At 62.8% G+C, this 12,290-nt stretch carries 13 protein-coding genes and 1 other annotated feature; all 13 genes read right to left on the bottom strand.

Features of this window, described 5'->3' with window-relative positions; translation table 11 throughout:
- Nucleotides 1-197 precede the first annotated feature (197 nt).
- On the bottom strand, nucleotides 198-2,966 hold the full coding sequence (gene ileS, locus D1646_RS13035) for an isoleucine--tRNA ligase (RefSeq protein ID WP_160636866.1): 2,769 nt from the start codon (nucleotides 2,964-2,966) through the stop codon (nucleotides 198-200).
- A 246-nt stretch (nucleotides 2,967-3,212) separates the two neighbouring features.
- A complete protein-coding gene (locus tag D1646_RS13030; protein WP_160636865.1) occupies nucleotides 3,213-3,716 on the bottom strand; it encodes a hypothetical protein in 504 nt (167 codons plus the stop codon).
- A 12-nt stretch (nucleotides 3,717-3,728) separates the two neighbouring features.
- Nucleotides 3,729-4,481 (bottom strand): hypothetical protein, encoded by a 753-nt coding sequence (locus D1646_RS13025; RefSeq protein ID WP_160636864.1) that lies wholly within the window; start codon nucleotides 4,479-4,481, stop codon nucleotides 3,729-3,731.
- Between the two features lie 18 nt (nucleotides 4,482-4,499).
- The gene (locus D1646_RS13020) at nucleotides 4,500-5,540 is read right to left on the bottom strand and encodes a YwqG family protein (RefSeq protein WP_160636863.1); all 1,041 of its coding nucleotides are present in this window, start codon (nucleotides 5,538-5,540) and stop codon (nucleotides 4,500-4,502) included.
- A 31-nt stretch (nucleotides 5,541-5,571) separates the two neighbouring features.
- Complete coding sequence (locus D1646_RS13015; protein ID WP_160636862.1) at nucleotides 5,572-6,528, bottom strand: DUF1963 domain-containing protein; 957 nt, start codon at nucleotides 6,526-6,528, stop codon at nucleotides 5,572-5,574.
- Nucleotides 6,525-7,406, bottom strand: coding sequence for a DUF4299 family protein (locus tag D1646_RS13010; RefSeq protein WP_160636861.1), 882 nt, complete (start codon nucleotides 7,404-7,406; stop codon nucleotides 6,525-6,527). The genes D1646_RS13015 and D1646_RS13010 overlap by 4 nt, the downstream gene beginning before the upstream one ends.
- A gap of 43 nt (nucleotides 7,407-7,449) precedes the next feature.
- Nucleotides 7,450-7,671 (bottom strand) — a binding site (T-box leader).
- A 40-nt stretch (nucleotides 7,672-7,711) separates the two neighbouring features.
- The gene (locus D1646_RS13005; RefSeq protein WP_160636860.1) at nucleotides 7,712-8,629 is read right to left on the bottom strand and encodes an RluA family pseudouridine synthase; all 918 of its coding nucleotides are present in this window, start codon (nucleotides 8,627-8,629) and stop codon (nucleotides 7,712-7,714) included.
- Nucleotides 8,604-9,083, bottom strand: a complete 480-nt coding sequence (gene lspA, locus D1646_RS13000; RefSeq protein ID WP_160636859.1) for a signal peptidase II — start codon at nucleotides 9,081-9,083, stop codon at nucleotides 8,604-8,606. The genes D1646_RS13005 and lspA overlap by 26 nt, the downstream gene beginning before the upstream one ends.
- Nucleotides 9,084-9,097: 14 nt before the next feature.
- Complete coding sequence (locus D1646_RS12995; RefSeq protein WP_160636858.1) at nucleotides 9,098-9,643, bottom strand: DUF2500 family protein; 546 nt, start codon at nucleotides 9,641-9,643, stop codon at nucleotides 9,098-9,100.
- A 90-nt stretch (nucleotides 9,644-9,733) separates the two neighbouring features.
- Entirely contained in the window at nucleotides 9,734-9,901 is a 168-nt protein-coding gene (locus tag D1646_RS12990) for a hypothetical protein (protein WP_201754674.1), read from the bottom strand.
- A gap of 74 nt (nucleotides 9,902-9,975) precedes the next feature.
- The gene (locus D1646_RS12985; RefSeq protein ID WP_160636856.1) at nucleotides 9,976-10,980 is read right to left on the bottom strand and encodes an ATP-binding protein; all 1,005 of its coding nucleotides are present in this window, start codon (nucleotides 10,978-10,980) and stop codon (nucleotides 9,976-9,978) included.
- The gene (locus D1646_RS23735) at nucleotides 10,981-11,937 is read right to left on the bottom strand and encodes a DnaD domain protein (protein WP_160636855.1); all 957 of its coding nucleotides are present in this window, start codon (nucleotides 11,935-11,937) and stop codon (nucleotides 10,981-10,983) included.
- Between the two features lie 32 nt (nucleotides 11,938-11,969).
- Nucleotides 11,970-12,290, bottom strand: a 321-nt coding sequence (locus D1646_RS22850) for a hypothetical protein (RefSeq protein ID WP_207709439.1), incomplete at its 5' end; no start/stop codon positions are given.

The following is a 12,290-nucleotide window of genomic DNA, read 5'->3' as shown; positions in this document are numbered from 1 at the left end:
CCGGGGTAGTTCCACCTTGTGATGCCGCAGGAGCGCACAAGCGGCGAAGCCGCTTGCCCCCTTTGGCAAAGGGGGTGCCTGAGCGAAGCGAGGGCGGGGGATTGTCTTAGGATGACCGCTTCTATTTCAGATTCCAAGTCGAAGCAATGCCTGCCAGTCAATCCCCACCCGCTTCGCAGGGCCATAAAGATGTTGAATTATTCCACCTCAATAGCCGGGACCACCTGGGCGCACCGGGGGCAGAGGGTGGGGTGCTTGGAGCTGGAACCCACGGTGGGCAGGACCTTCCAGCACCGCTCGCACTTCTGGCCCTGGGCAGGCTCCACGTTGGCAACGGAGAGGTCAACCATCTCGGTCTCGACCTGAGAAACGATGAAGATGTCGGCCAGCTCTTCCCGGTCCATTTCGGCGAGGAAAGCATCCTCTTTCCGGAGCCCCAGGATGACCTTGGCCTCCAGGCTCTTGCCGATCTTCTTCTCGTTCCGGGCTTTCTCCAGCTCGGCGTTGACCACGTCCCGGAACGAGATGATCTTCTCCCACCGCTCCATAGCGTCCTCGTCCAGGGCGTACCCGGTAAAGGGCTTGTTCATCTCGTTGAGCACCACGTTCCGCTCGTCGTCGCCCTCTCTATGGGGCATAGCCAGCCAGATCTCGTCGCAGGTGAAGGCCAGGATGGGGGCGAAGAGCTTGGTGATGGTGTCCAGAATGAGCCACAGGGCGGTCTGGGCGGAGCGGCGCAGAGTGCCATCCTTCTCCTCACAGTACAGCCGGTCCTTGATGATGTCCAGATAGAAGGAGGACAGCTCCACCACGCAGAAATCGTTGATGGCGTGGGACACCACATGGAACTCGTAGTTGTCGTAGGCGGCGAAGCACTTCTCAATGAGCCGGTTCAGCTTGGTGACAGCCCACCGGTCCAGCTCCACCATCTCCTCCGGCTTGACCAGGTTGTTGGGGTCGAAGCCGTCCAGGTTGCCCAGGCAGTACCGGGCGGTGTTGCGGAATTTCAGGTAGTTCTGAGAGAGCTGCTTGAAGATCACCTCGGAGCCGCACACGTCCACATGGTAGTTGGCGGAGCCGGCCCACAGGCGGATCAGGTCCGCGCCGTACTTGTTAAAAATGTCGGCGGGGTCTACGCCGTTGCCCAGGGACTTGTGCATGGCCCGGCCCTGGGTGTCCACGGTCCAGCCGTGGGTGACGCACTCCTTGAAGGGAGCTCCCTTGCCCAGCGCGCCCACGGCGGTGAGCAGGGAGGACTGGAACCAGCCCCGGTATTGGTCCAGGCCCTCCATATAGACGGTGGCGGGCCAGAAGCCCTGGTCCTTCTGCATGGAGGCGAAATGGGTGGAGCCGGAGTCGAACCAGCCGTCCAGGGTGTCCTCCTCCTTGGTGAAGCCGGACTTGGAGCCACAGTGGGGGCAGGCGAAGTTTTCGGGGAGGATGTCCGCCGCCTCGGTCTCATACCAGGCGTTGGAGCCCTTCTCGCCAAACAGCTTGCTCACGGCGGCGATGGTCTCGTCGGTGCAGATGGGCTTGCCGCAGTCCGCGCAGTAGAACACGGGGATGGGCAGGCCCCAGCGGCGCTGACGGGAGATGCACCAGTCGGCCCGCTCCTGAATCATGGACTTCATCCGGTCGATGCCCCAGCCGGGGACCCAGCGCACGTCGTCGCAGGCGGCCACGGCGGCCTCCTTGAAGGACTCCACCGAGCAGAACCACTGGGGAGTTGCCCGGAAGATGATGGGCTTTTTGCACCGCCAGCAGTGGGGGTAGGAGTGGACGATTTCCTCGCTGGCGAACAGGGCCCCGCTCTCCTTCATGTCGGCCAGGATGACCGGGTTGGATTCGTCAGTCTTCATGCCGGCGTACTTGCCCGCATAGTCGGTGTGGCGGCCCCGGTCGTCCACAGGGACCACCATGTCGATCTTGTACCGCTTGCAGGTCTCGTAGTCGTCCGCGCCGAAGCCGGGGGCGGTGTGGACGCAGCCGGTGCCGCTGTCCATGGTGACGTATTCGGCGGTACACAGCTGGCTGGTCTTGTCCAGGAAGGGGTGCCGGGCCAGCATATATTCAAAGTCCTGGCCCTGGAAGGTGGCGACGGTCTCGTAGTTCTCAATGCCGCCCACCTTCATCACCTTCTCCCGCAGGGCCTCGGCCAGGATATACATCTCCCCGTTGTCCGCCTTCACCAGCACGTAGCTGTCCCGGGGATGGAGAGCGATGGCCAGGTTGCCGGGGAGGGTCCAGATGGTGGTGGTCCAGATGAGGAAGTACATCTTGGAGATATCCCCATACTGCCCCAACTTACCCTGGTCGTCCTTCACCTGGAACTTCACATAGACGGTGGTGCAGGGGTCGTCCTGGTACTCGATCTCCGCCTCGGCCAGGGCGGTCTCGTCGTAGGGGCACCAGTACACCGGCTTGAGGCCCTTGTAGATATAGCCGTTTTTGTACATGGCCCCGAAAATCTTCACTTCTTCCGCCTCAAAGCCGGGATTCATGGTGAGATAGGGGTTCTCCCAGTCGCCGATGACCCCCATCCGCTTAAAGCCCTCCCGCTGTACGTCCACATAGTGCTGGGCGAACTCGTGGCAGGCGGTGCGGAACTCGGGCACCGACATGGCCTTGCGGTTGAGCTTGTTCTGCTTGATGATGGCGGACTCAATGGGCATCCCGTGGTTGTCCCAGCCGGGAATGTAGGGGGTGAGATAGCCCCGCATGGCGGCGGCGCGGGTCATAAAGTCCTTGATGGACTTGTTCAGAGCGTGGCCCATGTGCAGTGCGCCGTTGGAGAAGGGAGGGCCGTCGTGGAGGGAGTACAGGGGCTTGCCCTGGTTCTTTTTCAGCAGCTCGTGGTACAGGTCCATGTCCTCCCACCGCTGGAGCATCTCGGGCTCCCGCTTGGGCAGGCCGCCCCGCATGGGGAAGTCGGTCTTGGGCAGATTGATGGTCTTGTTGTAGTCCATGTTGTATTCCTCCTAATGAATGATTGTGTTTATTGATATTGAAACAGAATGGTCTGGCAGATCAGTGCGGGATATTGAGGAACGTCGAAGGCAGTATCTCGGGGTTCAGTGGGGCGCAGCTTCACGCGGTTCATTCTGGGGAAAGGAAACTGCCTGGGGCCCATTCCAGGTCGCAGTTCCTGCCCGGCGCCATCAGGCCGGACTCCATCTCTTTTCCGCAGTTGGGACAGGTCATATCCTCTCCTCCTACACATAATGCTCCGCGTGCCAGCCGGTTTCGCCGCCGAAGCTGTACTCGATTCCGGCAATCAGCCAGCCGCGCTCAAAAGGCTTCAGCGTGAACCGGTAGCGGTGTTCCCAGGATTTGCGGCAGCTGGTCTCCACGGTGGCCCGTTTGGCGCTCTTCATGGTGAAGGTAACCCGCCCCTCCGGGTCCTGGAAGAGGGAGTCGTACCGGGCCGGACTGCCGCAGCTGCCCGCCGCGCCGTATTTCAGCAGGCCGGGGGCGCACCGGGGCTCCACCAGCTCCAGGTACCGGCGGCGGTACTCCTCCCACAGGGCGGGGTCGTCGGGGTGTATCTGGTTTTTGGGAATCCCCAGCGCCGGTTTTTCCGCCTCCAGTACCTGAAAGCGCCGGTGTATTTCCAGCTCCAGCTCGTTCCGGGCCCGCAGCAGCTCTACCAGGGGCGGCACAAGCTCCTGGGCCATGGGCTGGAACTTTTCCGGGGTGTCCGCCAGTTTGATCTCCATCCGCGTCCCTCCTCAGCCCACCAGCACGGCCCGGTTCCGGGCGGGGAAGTGGATATGCAGCCCCAGCTTCCACAGCTGGAAATAGCCCCGGAAGGGATTGGCCTGCCGGGTGTCCAACATGGGCCACTGGAGATAATAGGACAAATTGTAGTCGCAGCTGATGTGGTACAGGGCCTCGGACAGCAGCCTGATCTCCTCACAGCCCTTCCGGTATTCCAGCTCCTGATACCACTCGTCCAGGTCGTCCAGGTCCACCGTCTGGATGCCCTCGCCGTGTATCCACACCTGACGGACCTGCTCCTCAAAGTCCCGGCCCTCCTGCCCGGAGAGAAATTCAATCTCCCCGTCCTCGTCCAGGGGCGGTTTCTCCTCAAATTCCTCCACATAAATGCGGTTGATGGCCTTGATATAGGTCCGGGCGGCGTTGATGGCCGCCTGTTTGTGCTCCAGGTCGAACAGGGCAAAGAAGTAGGCGGCATAAGCGGTCTGGCCGTTGGGGAGGGTTCGCTCCGCCGTGTCCCGGCTGGCCTGGTCAATCTCCAAAAGCCCCTGGAGCAGTTCCAGCCCCGGCGGACCGTACAGCGCCAGAATGGGCCGCAGGCGCTCCAGCTCACCGCCCCGCAGGTCCTGGAAGAGGAAGGGCGGCACCGCCTCCTGCTCCAAATCGTACTCGTGTTCCTCAAAAATTTCCAGCAGCACCGGGTCCCGCTGGATGATCTCCGTCCAGCCGTCAGGCAGATACTTTTGGCATTCGTCCATTGTCATCAGAAAATACCTCCTGTTTTAAGGTGACAGCTTATGCCGCTCTGTGGGCTGCCAGTCCTCGCCGTAGAGGAGCTTAAAGCTCTCGTCATCGGAATTGTCCTGCCAGTAGTAGCCAACCCGGGAAAAATCCCGGCGGAGCAAATCCGCTTCCCGCATGAGGAAGACGGCAACACCACCCTCTCCAAAAGAGAGGGGACAATATCCCTGGAGATGATTGTTTACATCCACAAAGCCGTATTCCAATTGAAGCAAAACGGTGTCCCAGGGGCACTGCCCGTCTTTCAGCTCCGGCAGGACGGTACGGGGGTCCGTCTTGGGGAAGCAGGGGAAGCCGCCCAGCTTGTTGTACTGTGTGTATGCCTTGGCATATAGTTTCTTCCAGATGTCGTCCGCCCAAATCCAGTCCACGGGCTTGGGGCGCACCGGCGGACGTTCCGGGCAGAACCGCACCGGCGGGTCGTTGGGGAAGAGCCTCTGATACGTCTCCTCAAATTGGGTGTGGAAGCGATGGTCGCTGTGGGTTAGCCCCTCCGTCCCCACAGAGCCGAAATGGAGCTTGTAGGCGAACTCCTTCAAAACGACGCGGCTGTTCAGCCATAGGGTTTGCCCATCATGGACCACCGGCGGGCCTGTGGTCACCTTTGCCGCCGCTTCTTCGTCCGTGACTGTGGGGTCAGGCTCCGGATGGTAGACGACCCGCCAGTTCGTCTGTTCGGTCCAGTGCTCCATTCCCCGGTAGCCGATGAGGGGGTCGTCGTCGGGAAGGAAAATTTGCAGGATCCCCCGGTCTGGGAAGGGCGGCATGGCGGGCACCTGTTCAAAATTGATTTGGGTCACCAGCCGCAGCTGCTTCCCGTCCTCCCCCACAGGCGGCTGGCCGTCATGGGGACAGTAGGGCGTGCCGCCGATATGGCAGTCAAAAATCGTGACGGGATCACGGGACAGGGTCAGCCTGCACATGGGTTTTCCTGTCTGCCGCCAAAGCTCCTCCAGCGTCTTTTCCCCCCGACGGGCCTCCTGCTGGGCAGGGCCCTCCTTCATTTTTGACCGCTTGCTCATAACATAACCCCTTTCTCTGAGACCCGGGCCATTACGACGTGGCCCAGTAGCCCAGCACCTGGGAGAAGTTCCGGTTTTTCAAGTCCTCCGGGCGGATCAGGAGGTTCAGCGCGCCGAAGCCCCCCAGGTACAGGTCCATCTCCGGGAACTCCCCCGCCGGGAAGTCGGTGAAGTCGTCGTGCAGCTGGAACAGCAGTATGTCCCAGGCGGCCAGCGCCTCGTCGTCCTCCCGGATGTCACACTGCTCGAAGTAGGCGCAGCCCCCCAGCTTGCACCCACCCGATCCAAGCTGGTCCCGGACCCGGCGCAGAAGCTCCCGCTCCTCGTCGGTCTCGTCCCGCAGACGGTAGGACATGAACTCCTCTGGGTCCGCCCCGGGCAGACGGCGCTCCAGCCCGGCGGCAAAGAGGGCGTCAAAGCGGAAATCGTTGTCCCCCATCACATCCTGGACCACCGGGCGGAAGGAGATCTTCAGGGGATGGGCGGGAATGCGCCACAGGCCGGCGTTGCCCTCCTTGATATCCCGCAGGTCAAACTTGTGGGCGGGCCGGGGCATACGCTCCTTGCTGGCCTCCTCCCAGGGGACCGCCATTTTTGCGGCGCACGCCTCCCAGGTGACGGCGGGGTCCGCCTCCTCGTAGTAGACCACCTTCCAGCCCTTCTGCTCGCCGTACTCCCCGGCGTAAAAGCCGAAGCCGCCGTCGGCGTCGAAGTCGGAGGCGAAGAGCTGGAAAATGCCCCCGTCGGGGAAGCCCTCCATGCGGGGCATCTGGGCGAAGTTGATTTGGGCGCACAGCCACAGCTGGTTCCCCTTCTCGTCGGTGGGGATCTCGCCGCCCCGGGGCACATAGGGGACCCCGCCCAGGTGGCTGTCAGTGATGGAAAAGGGCTCCCGGCTGAACTCCAGGTAACAGGCGGGCCGGCTGTTCTCCCGCTGAATCTCCTCCACAATCTCCTGACACAGCCTGATTTTTTCCAGATTGGTCATGGTAATACCTCCGAAAGATTTTTTACCTCCACAAGCACGTGCCTGGCGTCGTAGGGCCGGCACTGGTCCAGCCTGACCCGCCGGGCAAACTCCGCAAAGGGCAGATAGCCCAGGGTGTCCGCCTTCATCTCTCCGTTTTCCTCCCACACCCGGTTGAGAGAGACCTGCCAGTCGGTGACCTGCTCGTCGGTCAGGCTGAACCCCTGGAGGAGGACGGAGTACAGCGGCGGCACGAAGGGGGCCAGCGGCAGGATGGAGGGGGTCTCCTCGGTGATGGCGTACAACCCCAGAATGCCGGAGCCGTCCTTTTTCTGGAAGAAGTTGGGCTTGGCGTAGTACCAGTCGCCGGTCTGCTTCTGGGCCAGGTAGCTTTGGAAGAAGTCCAGGTCCCCGGTTTTCAGCCGGTCCACGGCCTCCGGCTCTATGTAAATGGGGTATACCGCCCCGGTGAGAATGCCCTCGGCCTGCCACCGCTCCGCCATCGCCCTCAGCAGTTCAGCCCCCTCCCGATTTTGGGACTGAATCATCCCGGGAATATCCCCCAGACGGCGCTCCGCCCCGTCCTGGGTGAAGCGGTCGGTTTTCCAGATTTGACAGACCCGGGTCACCAGGCCGTAAAACACCTCCAGATCCCTGGGGGTGCAGGGCAGAGGCTGGCGCAGCGAGACCTGGTTCTTCTCCCCCGGGGCCCCCTGGAGATAGCAGCCCCGCCCGGGCAGCGCCGGGTCGCACAACGCCTGCCCGTCGGGGTTCGGCCCCGGGTCCAGCACGCCGGCCTGATTCCAGTGGCCCGTCCGCAGTCCGGCGGGGGACAGGTCCGCCTGGGTCAGAGCCCTTTTGAACAAGGCCTTCTGCCGGATGACAACATCAATCGCCATAGGGAAACACTCCTTTCCAAACATAAAAACGCCCTTGTCTCCATAAAGAGACAAAGGCGCACACCTCTGCGGTACCACTCTTCTTGCCAGGGCGCGGCCCTGACCACTTTCAGTCTGCCCGATAACGGGGGCGTCCGGAGGGGCTTACTGATTTCAGACCTCGGCTCCAAGGTGATTTTCCCGGTCCCCTCCCGTCCGCCTCTCACCAAACGGCGGCTCTCTGCGCGTCTCGGGGGCAGGTACTCGTCCTTTTCCCAGCGTTTTTCCGTATTGAAACAATATCTTATCCGGTTTTCCCGGGATTGTCAAGGGGGGCAGCGGTCAATTTTCCGCAGAATCTCCTGAAAACCGCCGGGCAGGGGGCACTCCACCTCCACCGTCTCCCCGGTAGCGGGGTGGACGAATCGCAGCCGCCGGGCGTGGAGGCACTGTCCCGCCAGACCGGGGACGGGCTTTTTCGCCCCGTAGACCACGTCCCCCAGCAGGGGGTGGCCGATGGAGGCCAGGTGGACCCGGATCTGATGGGTGCGGCCCGTCTCCAGGCGGCACTCCACATGGGTGTACCCGGGGTACCGGGCCAGGACGGACCAGTGGGTCACCGCCTCCCGGCCGTTTTTGCGGTCCACAGCCATTTTCTTCCGGTCCACCGGGTGGCGGCCGATGGGGGCGTTCACCGTGCCGCTGTCCTCCTTCAAATTGCCCACCGCCACCGCCTCGTAGGTCCGGGCCAGGGAGTGGTCCTGGAGCTGGGCGGTGAGGGCCAGGTGGGCGCGGTCGTTTTTTGCGGCGATGATGAGCCCGGAGGTGTCCCGGTCGATGCGGTGGACGATGCCCGGGCGCAGCTCTCCGTTGATGCCGGACAGTGATTTTCCGCAGTGATATAACAGGGCGTTGACCAGAGTCCCGTCGGGGTGGCCCGGCGCGGGGTGGACCACCAGGCCCACCGGCTTGTTGACCACGATCACGTCCCCGTCCTCATAGACCACGTCCAGGGGGATGTTCTGGGGGACCAGGCGGATGGGCTCCGGGTCGGGGAGAACGACCCTCAGCTCCTGACCGGGGGCGGGCCGGTCATTTTTCCGCAGGGGCCTGCCCTCCGCCGTCACCGCCCCCCGCTCCAGCAGCTTCTGGGCGGCAGAGCGGGTCAGCTCCGGGATCAGCCGGGAGAGGAGGGCATCCGCCCGCTCCCCCTCCCGCTCAGCCCTCAGCGTCAGCGCTGTCATGGCGGCCCTCCAGCTTGTCCCACAGGAGCAGGTAGTATGCTCCGGCGGCAATGCCCCCCACTACCACGCAGATGTCCGCCACGTTGAATACGGCGAAGTGCATAAACAGCACGTTGAACATATCCACCACATAGCCCCGGAAGGCCCGGTCGATGAAGTTGCCGAAGGCCCCCGCCAGCAGCAGGGTCAGAGCCAGCTTGCCGAAGGGGTGGCGGAAAAAGTTCTTCCACAGGGCCAGGGCCAGCACCAGCGACATGGCCAGCGACACCAGCGCCAGGGCCCAGGTGTGGTCCGAGAAGATGGAGAAGGCCGCCCCCGTGTTCTCCACATAGGTCAGCTCCAGAATGTAGGGGATGAAGGGGACGTGCTCCCCAAAGGCGATGTTGGTCATCACCAGATACTTCACCACCTGGTCCAAAATGACCAGCGCGGCGGCAATCAGTGCGTAAATCATGGAAGTTTCCTCCGTTATGTCTGGGTGTTGCGTTGGGGATACAGGGCTTCGCCCTCGGGTTGGAAGGAGAGACAGGTCTTGTCCCGGACCGTGAGCCGGCCCCGGCTGCCCTTGGACAGCTGCCGGTATTGCTCCAGAGTCACAGACAGCCACAGGACGGTCTCGTCCTCCAGCTGAAAGCCGGCAAAATATTGGTGCTCCGGACGGCTGCGGGGCCGCTGTCTGGTGCGGACGCTCTTGTCCAATACCACAGCGGACACCGTCCGGACGGGCTGAACAGGCGGCTTGCGCACATGGGAGACCTTCGCTTTTTCGTCCGGGCGGAACAGGCTGTGAAACAGGATATGAAGCCGGAGATCAACCGCCATAAAGCAGGCAAAGGCCGGGATCTGGATGCTGATGCTCAAAACATCGCCCCACAGCCCAGTCAGCACCTCATAGGGGATGTGCGGGAACAGCCAGCCCAGCAGCCTGAACAGCGGCAGATAGACAATCAGTCCCGCCAGCCCGCCGATCACCAGCTCCAGAACTGCGCCATACAGATAGCGAAGGGGCTTCATTGTCAACATCCTCTCAAACAAAAAGAGCCGCATTTCTGCGGCCCTTTCGTAGTCGGTTCCCTGGCAGGCGTACCTGTTCCCGCAATGACGTTATGGTTTGATTTCAAGGTCCTCGGTTGGAATGCCAAGGGTCTGCATTCGGACTTTTAAAATGGTCTCCTGATATTCAATTTCCGCCTCTTTGTTGGGAGCTGTTTTGATGCGCTGCAAATTCACAAACTCCTTGATAACCTGGTCTTTCAGTTCGGTTTCGTTCATGCCGCTCATCCTTTCCGCTGTTTCGTCAAAGGGTTCAGCGTTATTATAGCAGATTTGCGGCGAAGTGTAAACCCTCACATCCGGTTCTTCCGCAGCAGCCGGATATCGTCCCCGAAGAAGTGGAGGACGTGGTACTCCCCCTCCAGGCGGGAGGCAATCTGGGGGGCGTAGCGCTGGCCCGCCTCCGCCATGGACAGGTTGGAGGAGATGACGGTGTGCTTCTCCCCGGCCAGACGGGTGTTGATTAGCTCATAGAGGGCGGACTGGGTGAACTGGGTGGTCAGCTCGCTGCCCAGGTCGTCCAGGATCAGCAGGTCACAGCCCAGATACCGCCTGGTCTCGTCCCGGGCGCCGGCGCCGTCGGGGCTGTTGCGGAAGAACTTGCGGTTCTCGAACTGGGCAAAAATATTTCCCGCCGTGTCGTAGACCACCGAAAAGCCCTGCTCTGACACGGCGCGGGCGATGCAGGCGGACAGGAAGGTCTTCCCCAGGCCGGGGGCGCCGGAGAGGAAGAGGTTTTTGATGGTGAAGCGGCCAAACTTGGTGGCATACTTCACGCACACGTCGTATACCAGCTCCATATTGCTCCGCGGGGAGCTGCCCATGCCGGGGTAGAGGGTCTGGCTGTAGTAGTCCAGGCGGAAGGAGTCGAAGGACTGCTCGCCCAGGTCCAGCAGCTTGGACAGCTCCTTGATCTGCTCCTGGGCGCACAGCTCCCGCAGGCACTGGCACATACTGGCCCCTCTCCAGCCCCGGTCCCGGCACAGGGGGCAGACGGGCTTCTCCTCCAGGGCGTCCTCGGGCAGACCCAGGGCCCCCAGCAGCACGGCCCGCTCCCGCTGCAAATTCTGGTTCTCCTGCCGCACCGACTGGACGGCCTGAACCGGGTCGCCCCCCTGGCGAAGCGCGGCGGCCACCAGCCCGGCCATGGTGCCCTGTATCCTCCGGTCCAGCTGCTCCACCCGGGGCTCCTGCCGGTACACCTCCAGCCGCAGGCGTTCCTCCCGCTCCTCCCGCTGCCGGCGGTTCTGCTCCAGCCGCGCCGTGGCCCGGCGCAGTACGTTGGCGTCATATGACATTTATGTCTCCTCCTGTTTCATCTGTTCCATCATCCGGCGCAGCCGCTCCATATCCTCCCGGGCCTGCTGCTCCTGGACGGCGGCGGGCGGCGGCACGGGACCTCTCCGGGGAACGCCAGCTTGGAGAGGCCGGGGGTCCCGGTCGCCGGTACGGACGGCGGCGGCGGTGTGCAGCCCCTTCTCGTGCCAGCGGCGGAGAATGCCGTTCATATAGCTCCAGTCCATGGACTGCTTTTTCAGTATGGTGCGCTCAAAGGCCATGCGGATGGTCTCGTCGTCAAAGCCCATGGAGTCCCAGGCGGCGATGTAGTCCTTTTCCCGCTGGACCAGGGGCCGCTGGGGGATGTCCAGCAGGCGGAACACCTCGGCCTCCCGCCCCCGCAGGCGGGTCAGCTGGGCGATGCGCGCCTCGGCCCGCTCCATGGTGTCAACACCCAGCCGGGCCCAGACAAAGCCCTCCCGGCGGATCTGGGACAGGTGGGGCTTCCGGCCCGGGCCGTACTTGTGGGCAATGTCCTCCACGCACCAGCCCACCAGCATGAGGATGACCTCGGCGGGGAGGGCCAGGTGGTCGTAGAGGGTATACAGCGTCTTCAAATCGGAGGCGGACAGCCGCTTGCCCAGCCGCCGCTCCACCTCCCCCACCAGGGCGGGAAAGGGGGATGCCTGCTCCGAGAGGGCCTGGGTGATATCCTCGGTGGAGTACTCCGGGGGCGGGGGCTCCGGGGCGGGGGGCTCCGGCGGAGCGGGCAGCTCCCGGGGGGCCAGTCCCTGCCCCCGCAGCTGCTCCAGGGCGGCCTGGACCCGGGACTCCGGCCAGCGCAGGCCCTCCAGAGAGCCCCGGCGCAGCAGCTGGAGGTAGAGCAGAGCCGCGTCGCCGCTGTCCAGCTTCAAAAGCCGGTCCGCCGCCTGACTGGTCATAGCCAGCACCTCGCCGGGTAAAAAGCTCTGAGACACGGTCCTCTCCCCCTCTCACAAAATCTGTTCCCCTATTCTACAACAAAATCTCCCCCACGTCCATCTTTTTTCACCGCTTCCCGTCCATTGAAAAAATCCATCTTCAATTCGTGAAGTAGAGAAACATTGTAGCGCGGGCCGGAGTAGTTCCGCCTTGTGATGCCGCAGGGAGCGCACAAGCGGCGCAGCCGCTTGCCCCCTTTTGAAAGGGGGGCCCGAGCGAAGCGAGGGCGGGGGATTGTCTTAGGAAAGCTGCTTTTATTTGAGCTTTTAAGTAGAAGTAGTGCCAGCAAATCAATCCCCACCGCTTCGCGGAGCCCCTTTTCAAAGGGGCCAGGCCGCCTGCGGGCGGG

It is taken from the genome of Pseudoflavonifractor sp. 60, from assembly GCF_009911645.1.
Taxonomy (GTDB): Bacteria; Bacillota; Clostridia; order Oscillospirales; family Oscillospiraceae; genus Lawsonibacter.
This window is presented reverse-complemented; position numbering and strand designations above follow the sequence as displayed.